The organism is Flavobacterium sp. LMO8, assembly GCF_009495755.1.
GTDB lineage: Bacteria > Bacteroidota > Bacteroidia > Flavobacteriales > Flavobacteriaceae > Flavobacterium.
Map to the genome: position 1 here is coordinate 292811 of NZ_WIBJ01000031.1, position 16693 is coordinate 309503.

Annotated in this window: 21 protein-coding genes and 1 pseudogene; 15 read left to right on the top strand and 7 right to left on the bottom strand. The window is 31.8% G+C overall.

Going from position 1 to position 16693, the window contains the following annotated elements; genetic code table 11:
* Positions 1 to 374 precede the first annotated feature (374 nt).
* From GFJ94_RS09255 to GFJ94_RS09280, 6 genes and pseudogenes are all read left to right on the top strand, one after another.
* Positions 375 to 836 carry a mobile mystery protein A gene (locus GFJ94_RS09255; protein WP_153201259.1) on the top strand — a complete coding sequence of 154 codons (462 nt, stop codon included), beginning with the start codon at positions 375 to 377 and terminating at the stop codon, positions 834 to 836.
* Entirely contained in the window at positions 827 to 1423 is a 597-nt protein-coding gene (locus tag GFJ94_RS09260) for a mobile mystery protein B (protein WP_153201260.1), read from the top strand. The genes GFJ94_RS09255 and GFJ94_RS09260 overlap by 10 nt, the downstream gene beginning before the upstream one ends.
* A gap of 362 nt (positions 1424 to 1785) precedes the next feature.
* Positions 1786 to 2157, top strand: a complete 372-nt coding sequence (locus tag GFJ94_RS09265; protein WP_153201261.1) for a type II toxin-antitoxin system RelE/ParE family toxin — start codon at positions 1786 to 1788, stop codon at positions 2155 to 2157.
* Complete coding sequence (locus GFJ94_RS09270) at positions 2150 to 2458, top strand: helix-turn-helix domain-containing protein (protein WP_153201262.1); 309 nt, start codon at positions 2150 to 2152, stop codon at positions 2456 to 2458. Before GFJ94_RS09265 ends, GFJ94_RS09270 begins: the two co-directional genes overlap by 8 nt.
* Before the next feature lie 185 nt (positions 2459 to 2643).
* Positions 2644 to 3456, top strand: a pseudogene (locus GFJ94_RS12715) (RHS repeat-associated core domain-containing protein); the annotation flags it as partial.
* A 6-nt stretch (positions 3457 to 3462) separates the two neighbouring features.
* Complete coding sequence (locus tag GFJ94_RS09280; protein WP_153201263.1) at positions 3463 to 3633, top strand: hypothetical protein; 171 nt, start codon at positions 3463 to 3465, stop codon at positions 3631 to 3633.
* Positions 3634 to 3903: 270 nt separating this feature from the next.
* Here GFJ94_RS09280 and GFJ94_RS09285 read toward each other — a convergent pair whose 3' ends face one another.
* From GFJ94_RS09285 to GFJ94_RS09295, 3 genes are all read right to left on the bottom strand, one after another.
* Positions 3904 to 4203, bottom strand: coding sequence for a type II toxin-antitoxin system RelE/ParE family toxin (locus tag GFJ94_RS09285; protein ID WP_153201264.1), 300 nt, complete (start codon positions 4201 to 4203; stop codon positions 3904 to 3906).
* The gene (locus GFJ94_RS09290; protein ID WP_153201265.1) at positions 4193 to 4420 is read right to left on the bottom strand and encodes a DUF2683 family protein; all 228 of its coding nucleotides are present in this window, start codon (positions 4418 to 4420) and stop codon (positions 4193 to 4195) included. The genes GFJ94_RS09285 and GFJ94_RS09290 overlap by 11 nt, the downstream gene beginning before the upstream one ends.
* A gap of 296 nt (positions 4421 to 4716) precedes the next feature.
* Positions 4717 to 5214: a DUF456 domain-containing protein gene (locus GFJ94_RS09295; protein WP_153201266.1), complete on the bottom strand. Its 498-nt coding sequence runs from the start codon at positions 5212 to 5214 to the stop codon at positions 4717 to 4719.
* 65 nt (positions 5215 to 5279) lie between these two features.
* Between GFJ94_RS09295 and GFJ94_RS09300 the strand changes: the two genes are divergently transcribed.
* Positions 5280 to 5762, top strand: coding sequence for a hypothetical protein (locus tag GFJ94_RS09300; protein WP_203228652.1), 483 nt, complete (start codon positions 5280 to 5282; stop codon positions 5760 to 5762).
* Positions 5763 to 5942: 180 nt separating this feature from the next.
* Here the strand turns inward: GFJ94_RS09300 and GFJ94_RS09305 are convergent, their stop codons facing one another.
* Together GFJ94_RS09305 and GFJ94_RS09310 are read right to left on the bottom strand one after the other, a co-directional pair.
* Positions 5943 to 6968 carry a glycosyltransferase gene (locus GFJ94_RS09305; protein ID WP_370513814.1) on the bottom strand — a complete coding sequence of 342 codons (1026 nt, stop codon included), beginning with the start codon at positions 6966 to 6968 and terminating at the stop codon, positions 5943 to 5945.
* 87 nt (positions 6969 to 7055) lie between these two features.
* Positions 7056 to 7982, bottom strand: coding sequence for a hypothetical protein (locus GFJ94_RS09310; protein ID WP_153201268.1), 927 nt, complete (start codon positions 7980 to 7982; stop codon positions 7056 to 7058).
* A 54-nt stretch (positions 7983 to 8036) separates the two neighbouring features.
* On the opposite strand from GFJ94_RS09310, the gene ruvC reads away from it, so the two are divergent.
* The 8 genes from ruvC (at position 8037) to GFJ94_RS09350 (ending at position 13993) form a co-directional block, all read left to right on the top strand.
* Entirely contained in the window at positions 8037 to 8591 is a 555-nt protein-coding gene (gene ruvC, locus GFJ94_RS09315) for a crossover junction endodeoxyribonuclease RuvC (protein WP_153201269.1), read from the top strand.
* A gap of 51 nt (positions 8592 to 8642) precedes the next feature.
* Positions 8643 to 9017: a four helix bundle protein gene (locus GFJ94_RS09320; protein ID WP_153201270.1), complete on the top strand. Its 375-nt coding sequence runs from the start codon at positions 8643 to 8645 to the stop codon at positions 9015 to 9017.
* Between the two features lie 53 nt (positions 9018 to 9070).
* Positions 9071 to 10204, top strand: a complete 1134-nt coding sequence (hemW, locus tag GFJ94_RS09325; protein WP_153201271.1) for a radical SAM family heme chaperone HemW — start codon at positions 9071 to 9073, stop codon at positions 10202 to 10204.
* A gap of 90 nt (positions 10205 to 10294) precedes the next feature.
* Complete coding sequence (locus GFJ94_RS09330) at positions 10295 to 11059, top strand: cyclase family protein (RefSeq protein ID WP_153201272.1); 765 nt, start codon at positions 10295 to 10297, stop codon at positions 11057 to 11059.
* 10 nt (positions 11060 to 11069) lie between these two features.
* On the top strand, positions 11070 to 11462 hold the full coding sequence (locus tag GFJ94_RS09335; protein WP_153201273.1) for a hypothetical protein: 393 nt from the start codon (positions 11070 to 11072) through the stop codon (positions 11460 to 11462).
* Between the two features lie 24 nt (positions 11463 to 11486).
* Positions 11487 to 11858, top strand: a complete 372-nt coding sequence (locus tag GFJ94_RS09340) for an MmcQ/YjbR family DNA-binding protein (protein ID WP_153201274.1) — start codon at positions 11487 to 11489, stop codon at positions 11856 to 11858.
* A 104-nt stretch (positions 11859 to 11962) separates the two neighbouring features.
* Positions 11963 to 12673 (top strand): PH domain-containing protein, encoded by a 711-nt coding sequence (locus GFJ94_RS09345; protein WP_153201275.1) that lies wholly within the window; start codon positions 11963 to 11965, stop codon positions 12671 to 12673.
* 117 nt (positions 12674 to 12790) lie between these two features.
* Complete coding sequence (locus tag GFJ94_RS09350; protein WP_153201276.1) at positions 12791 to 13993, top strand: NAD(P)/FAD-dependent oxidoreductase; 1203 nt, start codon at positions 12791 to 12793, stop codon at positions 13991 to 13993.
* A gap of 42 nt (positions 13994 to 14035) precedes the next feature.
* Here GFJ94_RS09350 and GFJ94_RS09355 read toward each other — a convergent pair whose 3' ends face one another.
* Positions 14036 to 15136: a DUF4407 domain-containing protein gene (locus tag GFJ94_RS09355; RefSeq protein WP_153201277.1), complete on the bottom strand. Its 1101-nt coding sequence runs from the start codon at positions 15134 to 15136 to the stop codon at positions 14036 to 14038.
* 184 nt (positions 15137 to 15320) lie between these two features.
* Positions 15321 to 16637 carry an adenosylhomocysteinase gene (gene ahcY, locus GFJ94_RS09360; RefSeq protein ID WP_153201278.1) on the bottom strand — a complete coding sequence of 439 codons (1317 nt, stop codon included), beginning with the start codon at positions 16635 to 16637 and terminating at the stop codon, positions 15321 to 15323.
* Between the last annotated feature and the right edge of the window lie 56 nt (positions 16638 to 16693).

Here is a 16693-nt window from a genome sequence, read left to right on the forward strand (position 1 = left end):
TTAACTAGTTTGCAAAAAATTAAACGGCATTGATGTATGATTCAGAAATGCCGTTTTTTTGTGCACTGAATTGTATTGGTACATTGAGATAAACTCAAGAACTCGTAAAGTATATATATTAGAACAACGGAGAAATACATCAAATCAAATGCTAAAAACGAGCGGGTATTGATAAACAGGTATTTTCTAATTTTATAAAGTAATCTTTTATGTTTGCTTTTATTATGTAAAGTAAACTTTTAAGTGTACTATTTTTTTTAAAAGTAATCTTATAAATTTACTTAAATATTAAAAAGTAATCGTTTGTGTTTACTATTTTTTTAAAATGTAAATAAATATGTTTACATTTGTAAAGTTTTGTAAACATATACGTAATGAGAAATCAAAAAAAACTATTAATAGAGCAATTGGATAGAAAGATAAAACCTTTCCAAAAAACTGAAAATGTTATTATTCCTGAAAAAGGATGGGTATATAGTATTAGAACGGCTTTAAATATGACGCTTGAACAATTAGGTGAAAGATTGAATATTACAAAGCAAGGAGTGAAAAAGATTGAGGAAAGAGAAGCAAATGAATCTATTTCTTTAAATTCGCTCAAAGAAATAGCTAATGTATTGGATATGAAATTTGTTTACGGATTTGTTCCTAAGAAAGGTTCAATTGAAAATTTTATAGAATATAAATCCGAAGAATTAGCTAGAAAAATTGTTTTAAGAACAAATCACAACATGAAACTTGAGAATCAAGGTAATAGCGAAGAACAAATTCAGAAAGCAATAAAAGATTTGGCAAGTGAAATAAAACGAGAAGTACGTAGATCATTATGGGATTAGAATTACAATACGAAGATGGTCAAACACCACTAAGCGAAGAAGAAAAAGAAGGGCTTTTAATAAAGACCATAACAACACATGCTGAATTAGATGAATATGAACAATTAAATATTGAAAATGCGGTTGAATGGCTTATGAGACAGAAGTTGAAAAAAGATAAGGTTTTGACTGAGGATTTTATAAAAGCATTACATAAAAGAATGTTTGGTAAAGTTTGGAAATGGGCTGGGGAATTTAGACAATCAGAAAAAAATATTGGGGTAAAATGGATAAATATTTGGACTGATTTAAAAGTATTATTAGATGATACTAGTTATTGGATTGATAATGATACTTTTCCGCCAGACGAAATAGCAATCAGATTCAAGCATAGATTAGTCAATATTCATTGTTTTCCGAATGGTAATGGTAGACATTCAAGATTGATGGCCGATATAATTGTTGAATCAATTTTTGAAAAAGAAATATTTTCATGGCATAGTTCCAATATGGTTAAAGCTGATGAAGTTAGAAAAGAATATATTAAATCGATAAGGCTCGCTGACAATGGAGATATTGAATCATTAATAAAATTCGCAAGAACTTAACTCCCAAATTTGGGAGTTTTTTTATGTTCAAAATTTATAAAAACCGTAAGATTAGTTAACTAGTTCGCAAAAAATTAAACGGCATTGATGTATGATTCAGAAATGCCGTTTTTTTAATAGTAAAAACAAGAAATCCTAACCGTTAAAAGTTAGGATTTTTTTTTGTTTGAAAATTGTAATTGGTTAAACGAACGAAAACTAACATTGTTGCAAACGCAAGAACTCGCAGTACTATATGGATTGGAACAACGGAGAAATACATCAAATCGGATTCTAAAAACGAGTGGGAATTGATAGACAGGTATTTTCCTAAAATTTAAAATAAAAGTTGCACTTTGGTACAACTTTTGTATATTTGTAACATGAATAAACAAAGAACAATCATTTTTTATAAAGATTATTTTGAAGAATTCTTTGATAAACAGCGAGATAAAGTAAAAAATAAAATTATCTGGACGTTTCAATTAATTGAAGAATTAGAAAGAATTCCCGAAACATATCTTAAACATATTGAAAATACGGACGGCTTATTTGAAATCAGAATTCAACAAGGTAGCGACATCTTTAGAATATTCTGTTTTTTTGACGAAGGACAATTGGTAGTGTTGGCGAATGGATTCCAAAAGAAAACCCAAAAAACTCCAAAGAATGAAATTGAAAAAGCAATAAAAATTAAAAACGAATATGAATTGGAAATAACGAATTCCAGAAAAAAAATAAATAGCGATGAGTAAAACGAAAAATAACAACATCAAAACATTAGACCAATTTAAAGACAAACATTACGGAAAAGTAGGAACTGCTAAACGTGATGAGTTGGAAATTGGCTACGACAATTTTAGAATTGGTGCAATGATTCACGAGGCTAGAATTCAAAAAGGTTTAACACAGGAAGAACTTGCTGAAAAGGCTGGAACTACAAAATCATATATTTCAAAAATTGAAAATAATGTAAAAGAAGCTAGATTTTCAACGCTTCAAAAGATTGTAGAACTAGGTTTGGGTGGTCATTTAGAATTATCGATAAAAATTTAGTTAGAAGTTAATGCAAATTAAAGCTCTCAAATCGAGGGCTTTTTTTATGCTCAAAAGTTAGGAAAACAATAAGATTAATCTTATTTTCGTTATCCAGAAAATGAAGTTGGAACGTTCTTATTTGGTAAAAAGTTGAGGTGCTTTATGTGGTTTAGTCAAGTTTTACAAAGGCGTATAAGTATAAATACAATGGCAAAGAATATCAAGATGAACTAGGGCTTAATGTTTATAACTATGGATTTAGAAATTACATGCCTGATTTAGGAAGATGGTTTAATATTGACCCTCTAGCAGAAGAATATTATGATAATTCAGCTTATGTGTATGTAAAAAATAGTCCTTTAACAAATATAGACCCTGACGGACGCTACCTATTTGGTTTATTTGGAAGTACTTCATCCGAAAGAAGAATGGCACGTGCAGAAAAATATGCTGAAAAAACTGGAGGAACTGTATCGGTAAACAGTAATGGTAATCCTTCGGTATCAACATTTACAACTGATGCAGACGGAGGTGTAACAATGACTACGCAATCTAATTTTGGAGATTTTTCATCTTGGAAAAACTTTAAAAATACTTTATTAGGTTTGGATAGTGCTATGCAAGGTAGTAGCGGAAATGAATATACAGGAACTAAAGGAATGAGAGAGTTTGGAGAAGATTTAGGTAAAGGTAGCACGTACGTAAAGGCTGGTGGTGTAGTCTTAGTAGTAGGAGGGGTTATGACAGCTCAGCCACAATTTGTTACTGCTGGTGTTGGCGCCTACAAGTTTGGGGATGGGATGGACAAAACATCAAATTTACTATTAATCAATGCAGATATTGACCAAAAGAAAGGTGGAGATGCAGCTGTTAGACTTACAGCACTTGCAGTTGGACAAGCGGCAGGGGCTAAAATTGATAGTAAAATTACTCAAGAAGCAACAAAAACCGTTATAAATTCAGTTGTAGACAAAGCAATTGATAAGGCAAAAGAGGAATCATTAAGTAAAGATTAATTATATATGAATGTTTTAAAAGCAATAGGTTTTATAATAATAGGAGTTTTTGTAGCATATTATACTTATAAACATCCTAACAAAACTTTTCCGACTAAAGATTTTGGAGGTTATATGGCAGGTGTTGGTTTTGTTATTTTGGGAATATTATTGTTGCTTGGCAAAATTAAAATATAAAACTATTAAAAACCTCCCCCGACCGCTCGGATATCTCCCCGCAACGCTAGCGCAGATTTGCAATTTGTGCCTACAAAGTGAGGAAAAAAGAACTCTAACAATTCATAAATCCTAAATTAAACTAGGATTAGTTAACTAGTTTGCAAAAAATTAAACGGCATTGATGTATGATTCAGAAATGCCGTTTTTTTAATAGTAAAAACAAGAAATCCTAACCGTTGAAAAGTTAGTATTTTTTATTATTTGAAAAGGTTTTGTTGTATTTATAAATTACAATTTCTCTATTTTGTTAGGATTTTGATGAGTGTTAAAAACAGCATTTAAGAAAACGGTTTTTGTAGGTTCATCTACTAAAAAGAAAGCGATAAAAGGAAATTTTTTAAAAGGCAAATACCTGTAATTACTATCATGAAAAGAATAAAAAGGGTTTTTCTGTAAATCTTTATAGGTTTTCTTGTAATCATTTAAAAAATCAATCGCTACTTTTTTACTAACTTCTTCAATGTAATAATTTACAGCATTATCAATGTTCTTGATTGCTATTGGCGAAACAATAATCTTATAAGCCATATTTGTTTTTTAAATCGGCAAAAACAATGTCAGCATCTGTGTAGTGTTTTTTATCTAAACCTATTTGACTATCTAATACTTTTTGTTGTTCACTGGATAAAACAAATGTTTTTTCTTTAGAAATCTCAAACTTCATTTTTAAAGCTTTTACAAATGCTTTTAAAGCACTTTCTTGCTCTGGAGTTTCTGTGCGTATAATAAAAGTGTGCTCTGCCATAATTTCTAAATTTTAATCATTTATTATTATTTTATTCCTTGAAAAACAACAATTTAAGCAAAATTTGCCTTTACAGGACTCATAATCAATTACAAAGATATTATTTTTTCTATTATATCAGTATCATTACAAGTTTGTACAAGTAATTTTAGTCCAATTTACATTAAAATTATATTCGTTAAAACAATCATTCATTTCGAAAACGTAACTCAAAAAGGTAGCTATTTAAAATTAAACTTTGAAATCTCTTGTTGTTATTACAAAAAATTAATCGGGTTCGAGTCCCGTCCAAACCATCAAAACCAAATTCCTCTATTCTGCCAAACCAAAACAAAGAATAATCCAAAGAAAAGTAAACTCACTAAGAACTTAATAAACGTTCCCGCTAAGAAACCTAAGAACGAACCTGTAGCCGCTTTAAATGCACGTTTTCCTTCGTTTGAGTTGTAAATGAGTTCGCCGATTAAGGCGCCTAAAAACGGTCCAATCAAAAATCCAAAAGGCGGAAAAAACAAACCAACAACCAAACCTATATTCGTTCCCCAAATGCCGTATTTACTTCCGCCAAAATATTTGGTTCCTTGTGCAGGAATTACATAATCTAAAATTCCAATCACAATGGCAATTACTAAAGTGATTCCCAGCAACCAATAATTCGTTTCCATTCCAGGACAAAAATAAAGCAACAAAATTCCAACCCAACTAATAGGCGGACCTGGTAAAGCAGGAAGTAAACTACCAATAATTCCCACTATCATTAAAAGCAAACTCAGAATCAGTAAAAAGTATTCCATAAGATTTTAGTTATTGTCTAACAAATTTATAACTTTGTTTTTTATGATGCATTAAAAATCAAATAATGAAATTATTTTCTGGTTTATTTCTTTTAATTTTTATGGTTTCCTGTCAGTACTTCGATAAAGAAGTTCCTGATGAGAAAGAATTGTTAGAACAAGAATTGAAAAAAATTAATTGGGAAGAAGTGGATGAATTTCCATCAGTTTTACAATGTGATACGATAAAAGATACGGAAATAAAAAGACAATGTTTTTTCGATTACTTAGCACAAACCATACAAGAACGAATAGGAATTGATACGTTACGATTTGAATATCCAGAAATTGACACCATCAACGTAAAAATTACCGTAAATCCTGATTCGAGTATACAATTTGAAACGCAATATCCAAACGACAGCATCGCTTTAGCAGATAAAACAAAAATCGATAGTATTTTAACTTCAAGATTATCCGATTTTCCAAAGGTAGAACCTGCGATTAAAAGAGGTGTGAAAGTAAAAACACAATTTGTGCTTCCGGTGATTATTAAAATAGAGAAATAAGCAAGGGCAAAATCAAGTACAACTTCAATTTCAAGTTGGGAACACAGAATTAAGAAATTTCAATAATTTTTAAAATCTTATATGAACTTAATTCGAAAAAAATGTCCACTTCAAAAAACTTACATGACTTATATGTTAAAAACAATTTGTGCTAATTAGTAAAATTCGTGTTTAAGCCAATTATTTTCTAAAATTTCTCCCTTTCCAACTATATTTTCCAAACAATGAATACACCGCCACCGAAACACTAAAAAACGGATACAACAAACTACTTGCCAACACATATTGTAATTTCGATTCGAAGAAATTAGCGGTTTTGTAAATCAAAATAAAATCGATTAGGAATTTCAAAGCAACGAATAGCATGAAAATGTTTTGGTCTAATAAGCTTGTCAACCAAAGTATAAAACTAAGTATCCAAGCCAAATTCCCGCCAAAAACCACAAGCGCTAGCAACTTTCCATAAACTGAAGAATAACCTGTGCTTTTCGAAGCCCAACGAACACGTTGTTGAAATAATTCAGACCAAGTTTCTACTGGTTTTGTTGCGACAATACTTTCTTTAGCCAATAAAAATCCAACTTTCTTAGGAGCAACTGAAACTGCTTTTTGCAATAAAAAAACATCATCACCACTGGCAATGGTTTCATTTCCTTGAAAACCGTTTAATTCCTTGAAAAAATGTTTGGAATAGGCAAAATTAGCACCGTTACACATAAAAGGTTTCCCAATTCCAAAACTTCCAATCGTAGCACCTTGTAAACTCAGGAAATCTAAATTCTGAAAAGCGGATAAAAAACCACTTTTTGGAACATAACAAACGCTAGAAGCTATCATTTCCACTTCATTTTCCTGAATATATTGATCATAAATCGTCAACCAATCTTTCTGAACCAAACAATCTGCATCAGTAGTAATAATCCAATCATTTTTGGCAACTTGAATCGCTGTTTCAATCGCATCTTTCTTTGGTGAATTTGATTTCCGTTCGTTTTTAATTACTTTCAAACTGAACACTAAATCCTGAACACTGAACACTTCTTCTGAGTCATCATCAACCAAAATTACTTCCACTAATTCCTTCGGATAATTCAATAGCGAAATCGAATGCAATAAATTCGGAAGATTTTCTTTTTCATTTCGGAAAGGAACCACAATGGTAAAAGATGTTTTTGGAGTAAATTCTTTTTTAGCAAAATGTTTCATTCGATTAAATCCATAAATCAGTTGCCCAATGAATAGGAGGTAAATGAGAAAAACGATTCCGAGAATTAATTCCAACATACGAATAAACTATTTTGAAGTATTCAATTTAAATCGCATCACGTAATAACTTCCAATCACTACGGGTAAAACTACGTTTAAAAACCACATCAAGGTACTAATGAAAATTACAATCCATTCGTTAACTCCGTATTTTCCAAAGAAAAACATCGCTACACTTCCTTTTACGGCGAAATCTAAAAATTGAAAACTCGGTAACGAAGAAGCTAAAAAGTAAACCGCAGCAATCGAACTAATCAAATTTAGGTAAGGTAAATCTACATCAAAAACCAGAAATAAAACATAATACTGATGCGAAAAAATCAAGTATCGACAAACGCCAAGCAAAATATTTTTTCGGTGAATCTTCTTTGGGATTTCGTTGATTTTGTGAAACAATTTCTGAATGGAATAACCTTTTATTGTGATGTTTTTCGAAAGAATGGAAGCCATAAATAATACGATTGCTATTCCAATTATCGCTATTGCCCATTTCCAATACCCAATTAAAATCAATCCAATAGTTCCGAAAATAATAGTCAAAATCATTTGAATTCCGTTGCAAATCAAGTTTAAAAATACCACTTTTTTAGTTTGTTCTTTTTTGAAAAACATTGCTTTTCCAGCGTATTCTCCCAAACCATTTGGTGTAAAAATTCCAGCTGTTAAAGCACCTAAAACTTGTTTACTTGCTTCGCCAACGGAAATCGGTTTGATAAAACTTACTAAATTCTGCCATTTTAAAATTTCGAAATAACGATTCGCAACACTAAATAATAAAATAAATAGAATGGTTAAAATGGAAGTTTTTTCCAAAACCAAAGTCTGGAATTTACTCCATTCTAATTTTGAATTTTCTGCAATTTGGTTATAAATAAAATAAAACGCACCAATTACAATCAAAAGTTTGATGGTAAAAACAAGGAATTGCTTAGCTTTGTGAGGAATTGAAATCATTGGTACAAAGAAACGAAAACTTTGAACTTGAAACTTGAAACTTGAAACAAAATTTTGGCAAACGAACGCATCATATTAGGAATTGACCCAGGAACGACGATTATGGGTTTTGGATTAATCAAAGTAGTCAACAAGAAAATGGAATTTCTACAGTTGAACGAACTCATTTTGTCCAAATACGACAACCATTATCAGAAATTAAAAGTCATTTTTGAACGTACCATAGAATTAATCGACACTCATAATCCAGATGAAATTGCTATTGAAGCGCCTTTTTTTGGTAAAAACGTACAATCGATGCTGAAATTAGGAAGAGCGCAAGGCGTTGCCATGGCAGCCGGACTTTCGAGAGATATTCCCATTACAGAATACGAACCTAAAAAAATCAAAATGGCCATTACTGGAAACGGAAACGCCAGCAAAGAACAAGTAGCCAAAATGCTCCAACAATTATTAGGTTTAAAAGAATTACCAAAAAACCTTGATTCAACCGATGGTTTAGCAGCAGCCGTTTGTCATTTTTTCAATTCGGGAAGAGTTGAAGTGGGGAAAAGTTATTCGGGTTGGGATGCTTTTGTGAAACAGAATGAATCGAGAGTAAAAAAATAGTGCTCAGTGCTCAGTTTTTAGTGTTCAGTATAATTAGTGTTAAAAAACAATATGAGATTTCAAGATTTATTAGCTTATAAAAAAGGATTTGATGTTGCAATGGAAGTTTTTGAAATATCAAAAATTTTTCCAAAAGAAGAAACTTATTCTTTAACAGATCAAATTAGAAGAAGTTCAAGAAGTGTAACAATCACAATAGCTGAAGCTTACCGTAAAAGGGAATATCCAAAATATTTTCACAGCAAATTAACTGATGCTGATGCAGAAAATTCCGAAACACAAGGTTGGTTAGAATATGCTTTAGCTTGTAAATATATTACTCAAAACACATTTGACAATTTGACTGAAAAATCAAAAGAAGTAGGAAGATTAATAAATTACATGATTTTAAACCCAGGAAAATTCGGTTCAAAATCTGAAAACTAAATACAACTGTATCTAGTACTGAACACTAAAAACTGAACACTGAGCACTTAAATATGAGCGGAATCTACATCCATATCCCTTTTTGCAAACAAGCTTGTCACTATTGCGATTTTCATTTTTCAACTAATTTGAAGAAGAAAGTTGAGATGGTTTTAGCATTGGCTAAAGAAATTGAAATGCGCAAAAGTGAGTTTCAAGATGAGATTGTAGAGACGATTTATTTTGGTGGTGGAACACCTTCGATATTACAGATTGAAGATTTGAAATTTTTGATTGATGAAGTGTATCGAAACTACAAAATAGTCGAAAATCCTGAAATCACGGTTGAGGCTAATCCCGATGATTTAACAGAGAATCGAATAATTGAACTTTCAAAAAATAAAGTCAACCGTTTATCAATTGGAATTCAATCTTTTTTTGAAGACGATTTGAAGTTGATGAATCGCGCGCACAATTTAGAAGAAGCTAAAAAATGTTTAGAAATTGCCACTCAATATTTCGATAACATTTCTATTGATTTAATTTACGGAGTTCCAGAAATGTCCAATGAAAAATGGTTGCAAAACATTGAAACCGCATTGTCTTTTGGTGTGCCACATATTTCGAGTTATGCGTTAACGGTGGAGCCTAAAACGGCTTTGCATACGTTCATCCAAAAAGGAATCATTCCGCAACCTGATGATGAAGTCGCACAAGAACATTTTCATATTTTAGTTGACAAACTTTCGGAAAATGGTTTCATTCACTACGAATTATCGAATTTTGGGAAAGAAAATTATTTTTCCAAAAACAATTCGAGTTATTGGTTAGGTAAAAAATACATCGGAATTGGTCCGTCAGCACACAGTTATGATGGAAAAAATAGAGGTTGGAATGTGTCAAATAATTCACTTTATATCAAATCGATTCAAGAAAATAAATTACCAATCGAAATTGAAACCTTAACCAAAACCGACCGCTATAACGAATATATCATGACGGGTTTACGAACGATTTGGGGTGTTTCTTTAGAACGAATCGAACAAGAATTTGGGAAAACTTATTTGGATTATCTGAACCAACAAGCAGCAAAATTCATAGAAGATCATTTGTTGTTTGTAGATGATAACATTTTAAGAACTACAAAAAAAGGAAAGTTTTTGAGTGACGGAATAGCTTCCGACTTATTTTTATTAAATTTGGATTGATTATTAACCACTAAGAACACAAAGAAAGCACAATGAAACACAAAGCTTTGTGGACTTAGTGAAAAACCTTGTGACCTTTGTGGTTAAATTATGAAAGCAACCATCAACAACATACAAATAGACCTATCAAAACCAATTGATATTTCCATTCCATTAACAAACAATGACCAAAACCCGATTGCATGGTATCAAAACGCTCCTGAAATTGAACCTGTAAAAATGGGTGATTGGATAGGAAAAGTTTCGGAAGGAAAATCGTCTACGAATTTCAATAATATTTTCTTCAATCCGCACGCGCATGGTACGCATACCGAATGTTTAGGGCATATTACACGCGATTTTTATTCGATTAACCAATCTTTAAAACAGTTTTTCTTTACTGCGGAATTGATTTCTGTTGAGCCAAAAAAGGTTGGAGAAGATTTAGTTATTACAAAAGAACATATCTCGACTGCGCTCGATAAGACAAATAACGATTCAATTGAAGCCATCATCATCAGAACCTTGCCAAATCCTGAAAGTAAAAAGCATTTGAATTATTCCAATATGAATCCGCCTTACTTAGAAGAAGCGGCTGCGATTTTTATTAGAGAAAAAGGCATTCAACATTTATTAATCGATTTACCAAGTGTCGACAAAGAACACGATGAAGGAAAATTACTAGCACACAAAGCATTTTGGAATGTAAAAGACGTGAATCAAGTAAATGAAGATGCTCGTTTTACTTGTACGATTACGGAAATGATTTACGTTAATGAAGAAATTCAAGATGGAAGTTATATACTGAATTTACAATTCGCTTCGTTTGAAAATGATGCTTCACCATCGAAACCAGTTTTATATAGTTTGGAGTAAGGAGTTATTTATGAAAAAAATTTTTATAATATCGGGCTCAATCATAATTTTATTCTTGATGTATTTAGCTTTTTGGTTTTATTCAGCTACGGATACCAAAAATGTTTATTTATCTGGTTATGTTTTTGATATAGAAACAAATAAGCCCATTCAAAATGCCATAATCAAAGTAGAAAATCAACGTTATGAAAGTGATAATGGAATTTTAAATTACAGTGAATATTTTGGGAAAGATAATTATGACTTGAAATCTGATAAAAATGGGTTTTATGAAATCAAAATCCCTAAAAGTGCATTCATAGCTATAGAAGTAAAAAAAGATGGTTATAAACCCGAAACTGGTAGTGATTATTCATTTAAATATATGAGATTTAAAACTTATTTAGAAAAAACTAATTACTAATTACTTTTCACTAATCACTCAAAAATGAACATTCAACAACTCTACGAATTTTGTCAATCTAAAAAAGGCGTCACTGAACATTTTCCGTTTGATGAAGATACTTTGGTGTTTAAAGTAGGTGGAAAAATGTTTTGCTTAACATCATTATCCGAATGGGAAAAAGGAGCACCATCGTTAAATTTAAAATGTGATCCAGAACGCGCTTTGGAACTTCGAGCGGAATATGAAGCTATTGAACCAGGCTATCATATGAGTAAAATACATTGGAATACGGTTCGTTTTCATGGCGATGTTTCCGATAAAATGATGTGCGAATTGATTAATCATTCCTACGAACTTGTTTTCAAAAGTTTAACGAAAAAAGTCCAACAAGAAATTCAAGAATTAGAGAATTAGGCATTACTTTTGTCATTGATTTGCTACGAAGTTTTCAAAACCTTCTAGGTATAAAAAATAAATGTTGAATATTCAATTTTGAATATAGAATTTTGAAATAAATTATGATAGACAACTTAAAAAAAATATTAAACGAAGATCAAGATCCAAAAGCTATTGAGAAAATCACGGCTAAATTGGAGAATCTTTTAATGTCGAACGAAGAAGTAGGCTATATTGCCGTTCAGAAAAAACCAGCGGTAACTATTTTTCCAGATAGCATTGTGGTGACGAACAAACGTATCATTTTATGTAAGCCTAAGAATTTAGGATTGTCAATGGAATTCATTGATTACAATTGGGATGATATTGCAGGTTCGTTTGTAAAAGAAGGTATTTTAGGTGCTGATTTCACCTTTACAACTAATTCCGATTTAACCCATACAGTTGATTATTTACCAAAAAATCAAGCGAGAAAATTATATACTTACGCAAAAGAGCAATTGGATTTGTTGAAAAACCCAAAAGTAACCACTCCAGTTGTAGAAGAAGTAAAAGCAGAAGCTCCAATTGAATCGCCAGTTCAAGAATCAGAAGTTGTAGAAGAAATTCAAGCGGAAGAAGTGACTCATTTTGCAGAGTTAATGCCTACTCCAAATGATGTTATTCGTGATACGGAAGTAGAAGCTCCAATTTCGGAGGAAAAAGGGTTAGCTCATTTATCGCAAGACGAATTGTTTGCGAAACTTCAGAACTATAAAAAATTATTGGATAACGGATTAATCCTTCAAGGAGAATACGACAGATTAAAAGCAGAAATTTTAAAATATCTATAATAAAATAGGAATATTATTTGAAGCCTGAAATTCACGTTTCAGGTTTTTTTTGTGTAACTTTTGTAACAGATAATATTCTTAATATGAGGTAACTTTATACTATAAAACTAAGATATAATGACAACAACAGTAGTAATAGGAGGAAGTTTCGCAGGAATGACTGCAGCCTTAGAGATAAAAAGAAAAGGTAAAGACCAACATAAAGTAATCTTAATCGATAAATCACCTTTGTTTTTGTTTATCCCATCATTAATTTGGGTGCCTTTTGGAAGACGAGATATTAAAGACATTTCTTTTAGAAAGGATGCTATTTTAGCTGAAAAAGGAGTTGATTTTGTTAATGCAGAAGCGTTAAAAGTAGATGTAAATAATCAAGTAGTAACAACAGAAAAAAGCGATTATAAATACGACCATTTAGTAGTAGCAACGGGTCCAAAAGTAAAATATGATGTTGCACCAGGCGTTGCTGAATATACCCATTATATAGGAACTCCAAATGGAGCCATGAAAGCCAGAAAAGCTTTGGAAGAATTCAAAAGAAATCCAGGTCCAATTGTAATTGGAGCGACTCAAAACGCTGGTTGTATGGGAGCTGCTTATGAATTTTTATTCAATGTTGAAAAATGGCTTCGCGAGCAAAATATTCGTAAAAAAGTAGATTTATATTGGATAACACCAGAAGATTATTTAGGACATTTTGGAATCGATGGAATGCCAATGGGAGAAACTATGTTGAAATCGTTCATGAGTATGTTTAATATTCACTATAAAACACAAGTTGGAGTAGAAGAAGTTACCGAAGATAAAATCAAATTGACCAATGGTGAAGAATTACCATTCAAATTCTCAATGTTGATGCCACCGTTTATTGGAGTGGAATTTGTAACCAATTCTCCTGAATTACATGCTACACCAACGGGTTATATTCCTGTTAAAGACAGTTACCAACATATAGATTATCCAAATGTTTGGGCTGCCGGAATTGCCGTTAATGTTCCGCTACCATTTACACCAGGAAAAGTGCCTTTTGCTTCTCCAAAAACAGGTTATCCAAGCGATGAAACTGGTAAAATTGTAGCCGAAAACATCATTAGAGTTACCGAAGGTAAAACAAAATTAAAAGAAAAAGCATGGGGTAGAATTCCGGGATTATGTGTTATGGATGCTGGTAAAAAAGAAGTGTTGTTATTGTCAACAAGTCTTTTTAAACCAAGAACTTTTGCCATTATGATTCCAAATGTAATTTATGATTTCAATAAAGTAATTTTAGAAAAATATTTCCTTTGGAAAAGTAGAAATGGCTATTCATATTTGCCATAAAATTTAACTAAAAACCCGATAAGTAATTATCGGGTTTCTTTTTTACATTGACTTTTTTTGCTTCTCCACAAAACCATCGGCTTGGAGTTTTAGTAATTCCGTAGCGCTTTTCTTTTTGTAGTTGTACAGTTCTTTATCTTCTTTGATGTCGGCATAGACTTTATCGTAAATTTCCGCATCGGTTTTCTTTTGTAATTCGCTTTGGTAACGATTTTGCGCCAACATATTTTTGATTCCCATTTCGTTATCTTCTTGTTTGAAATCGTATTCGCTTTTTGGCGATAATAATTTGGCAATAATGGGCGAAGTTTCAATCGCTAAAAACAATAACATAATGAAAAACGATGGTAAGAAAGGTAATTTATTCAACGCATTTATTCGAGCCATTAAGCCGTCGAAACCTTCGATAATCGGTTGGGTTTCGGTGACTTTTTTGTCTAAATCGGTTTGTAATGTTTTTGCTTTGGCTTCTAAATCGGTAATTTTTGCTTGGTTTGCAGCTTTTAAAGTGGCTAAATCTTGCAATGAAGCATCGTGTTTTTCACGTTTTTCTTTATAAACCGGACCTTTGCCTAACTTCTTAGTTCCAGCAGTTCCTTCTGCTTCGGTGATGTAAACGGAATATAAATCGTTTACTTCTTTCTCTTTTTTAAGAATATCCGATTTTAAACTATCAATTTGGGCTTTGTTTTTATCTAAATCCGATTGAAAATAATTGGCTACTTGTTTTTTGTTAGCCAACATCATTTCATTTTTCTCTTTTAGTAAAACCGTATTGATTTCTTTTTCAAAGATTTTAATTTCCAAAGGTTTTGAAATTACGATAGCAATAATAATCGCCAAAGCAATTCGTGGTGTTGCCTGAATAAATTCGTCTAAAAAGCTATCTCTTTTTTTAATGGTAGACACAATAAATCGGTCTAAATTAAAAATAAGCAAACCCCAAACCAATCCGAAAGCAATTGCAATAAAAGCATTATCGAAAACAGTAAAAAGCGCATAAGAACTTGCAATAGAAGCCATTACGGCGGTGAAGAAAACGGTAGCTCCAATTCCGGCATATTTGTTTTGCTCGCCATTGGAACAGCTATTAATTATGTCGGAATCTACGCCCGAACATAACATAAAAAAACGTTTTAACATGATGATTGATTTTGATGATTGATGATTAGTACAAATTTAACGCCAAAAGTTTAAAGTTGTTGCTAATTTGTTGAAAAATAGTTGGTATAAGAAAAACCCTCACATTTCCGAATAGTCGGAATGCAAGGGTTTTAATATGTTTTAAGTGACTATTTGCTAATCACTTTTCACTATTTACTAAATATTAGTATCTGTAATATTCTGGTTTGAATGGGCCTTGTACTTCTACACCAATATATGCTGCTTGGTCATCACGTAAAGTTTCTAATTCAACTCCTAATTTAGCTAAGTGTAACATCGCTACTTTTTCATCTAAATGTTTTGGTAACATATAAACGTCATTGTTATAAGCAGCACTGTTGTTCCATAATTCAATTTGAGCTAATGTTTGGTTAGTAAATGAATTACTCATAACAAAACTTGGGTGACCAGTAGCACAACCTAAGTTTACTAAACGACCTTCAGCTAAAATGATAATATCGTTTCCGTTGATTGTATATTTATCAACTTGTGGTTTGATTTCGTTTTTAGTATGACCAAAGTTTTTGTTTAACCAAGCCATATCAATTTCGTTATCGAAGTGTCCAATGTTACAAACGATAGTTTTATCTTTCATTTGCTCAAAGTGAGAACCTAAAACGATGTCTTTATTTCCTGTTGTAGTAATAATAATATCAGCAGTTTTGATAACTGTGTCTAATTTTTTAACTTCAAAACCGTCCATAGCTGCTTGTAAAGCACAAATTGGATCAATTTCAGTAACTGTTACAATAGAACCAGCTCCACGGAAAGAAGCCGCAGTTCCTTTTCCAACGTCACCATATCCACAAACAACTACTCTTTTTCCAGCTAACATAATATCTGTAGCTCTTCTTACTGCATCAACAGCTGATTCTTTACAACCGTATTTGTTATCAAATTTAGATTTAGTAACTGAATCATTTACGTTAATTGCAGGCATTGGTAAAGTTCCAGCTTTTACTCTTTCGTATAAACGGTGAACTCCAGTTGTAGTTTCTTCAGATAAACCTTTGATTCCAGCAACTAATTCTGGGTAACGGTCAATAACCATATTCGTTAAATCTCCACCATCATCTAAAATCATGTTCAATGGTTGTCTATCTTCACCAAAGAATAAAGTTTGCTCAATACACCAATCGAAATCTTCTTCATTCAAACCTTTCCAAGCATAAACCTGAATTCCAGCAGCAGCAATAGCAGCAGCAGCTTGATCTTGAGTTGAAAAAATGTTACAAGAAGACCAAGTAACTTCTGCACCTAAAGCAATTAAAGTTTCAATTAAAACAGCAGTTTGAATTGTCATGTGAAGACATCCAGCAATTCTAGCTCCTTTTAAAGGTTGAGTTGCTCCGTATTCTGCTCTTAAAGCCATTAAACCTGGCATTTCAGCTTCTGCTAATTCAATCTCTTTTCTTCCCCAAGCTGCAAGTGAAATATCTTTCACTTTATAAGCTACATAAGGTAATGTTTGTGTACTCATCTATTATGTATATTTGTATATTCTAAAATTAGAGTGCAAAATTACAAAATAACTTT

What these genes read in the sequence shown, in the direction of transcription:
- GFJ94_RS09300 (WP_203228652.1), top strand. Translation starts at nt 5,280, where the DNA reads ATGAAATTATTTTCTGGTTTATTTCTTTTAATTTTTATGGTTTCCTGT.
- GFJ94_RS09290 (WP_153201265.1), bottom strand. Translation starts at nt 4,420, where the DNA reads ATGGCAGAGCACACTTTTATTATACGCACAGAAACTCCAGAGCAAGAA.
- GFJ94_RS09270 (WP_153201262.1), top strand. Translation starts at nt 2,150, where the DNA reads ATGAGTAAAACGAAAAATAACAACATCAAAACATTAGACCAATTTAAA.
- GFJ94_RS09350 (WP_153201276.1), top strand. Translation starts at nt 12,791, where the DNA reads ATGACAACAACAGTAGTAATAGGAGGAAGTTTCGCAGGAATGACTGCA.
- GFJ94_RS09260 (WP_153201260.1), top strand. Translation starts at nt 827, where the DNA reads ATGGGATTAGAATTACAATACGAAGATGGTCAAACACCACTAAGCGAA.
- GFJ94_RS09310 (WP_153201268.1), bottom strand. Translation starts at nt 7,982, where the DNA reads ATGATTTCAATTCCTCACAAAGCTAAGCAATTCCTTGTTTTTACCATC.
- GFJ94_RS09295 (WP_153201266.1), bottom strand. Translation starts at nt 5,214, where the DNA reads ATGGAATACTTTTTACTGATTCTGAGTTTGCTTTTAATGATAGTGGGA.
- GFJ94_RS09355 (WP_153201277.1), bottom strand. Translation starts at nt 15,136, where the DNA reads ATGTTAAAACGTTTTTTTATGTTATGTTCGGGCGTAGATTCCGACATA.
- GFJ94_RS09305 (WP_370513814.1), bottom strand. Translation starts at nt 6,968, where the DNA reads ATGAAACATTTTGCTAAAAAAGAATTTACTCCAAAAACATCTTTTACC.
- GFJ94_RS09280 (WP_153201263.1), top strand. Translation starts at nt 3,463, where the DNA reads ATGAATGTTTTAAAAGCAATAGGTTTTATAATAATAGGAGTTTTTGTA.
- hemW (WP_153201271.1), top strand. Translation starts at nt 9,071, where the DNA reads ATGAGCGGAATCTACATCCATATCCCTTTTTGCAAACAAGCTTGTCAC.
- GFJ94_RS09345 (WP_153201275.1), top strand. Translation starts at nt 11,963, where the DNA reads ATGATAGACAACTTAAAAAAAATATTAAACGAAGATCAAGATCCAAAA.
- GFJ94_RS09265 (WP_153201261.1), top strand. Translation starts at nt 1,786, where the DNA reads ATGAATAAACAAAGAACAATCATTTTTTATAAAGATTATTTTGAAGAA.
- GFJ94_RS09255 (WP_153201259.1), top strand. Translation starts at nt 375, where the DNA reads ATGAGAAATCAAAAAAAACTATTAATAGAGCAATTGGATAGAAAGATA.
- GFJ94_RS09285 (WP_153201264.1), bottom strand. Translation starts at nt 4,203, where the DNA reads ATGGCTTATAAGATTATTGTTTCGCCAATAGCAATCAAGAACATTGAT.
- GFJ94_RS09335 (WP_153201273.1), top strand. Translation starts at nt 11,070, where the DNA reads ATGAAAAAAATTTTTATAATATCGGGCTCAATCATAATTTTATTCTTG.
- GFJ94_RS09330 (WP_153201272.1), top strand. Translation starts at nt 10,295, where the DNA reads ATGAAAGCAACCATCAACAACATACAAATAGACCTATCAAAACCAATT.
- GFJ94_RS09320 (WP_153201270.1), top strand. Translation starts at nt 8,643, where the DNA reads ATGAGATTTCAAGATTTATTAGCTTATAAAAAAGGATTTGATGTTGCA.
- ahcY (WP_153201278.1), bottom strand. Translation starts at nt 16,637, where the DNA reads ATGAGTACACAAACATTACCTTATGTAGCTTATAAAGTGAAAGATATT.
- GFJ94_RS09340 (WP_153201274.1), top strand. Translation starts at nt 11,487, where the DNA reads ATGAACATTCAACAACTCTACGAATTTTGTCAATCTAAAAAAGGCGTC.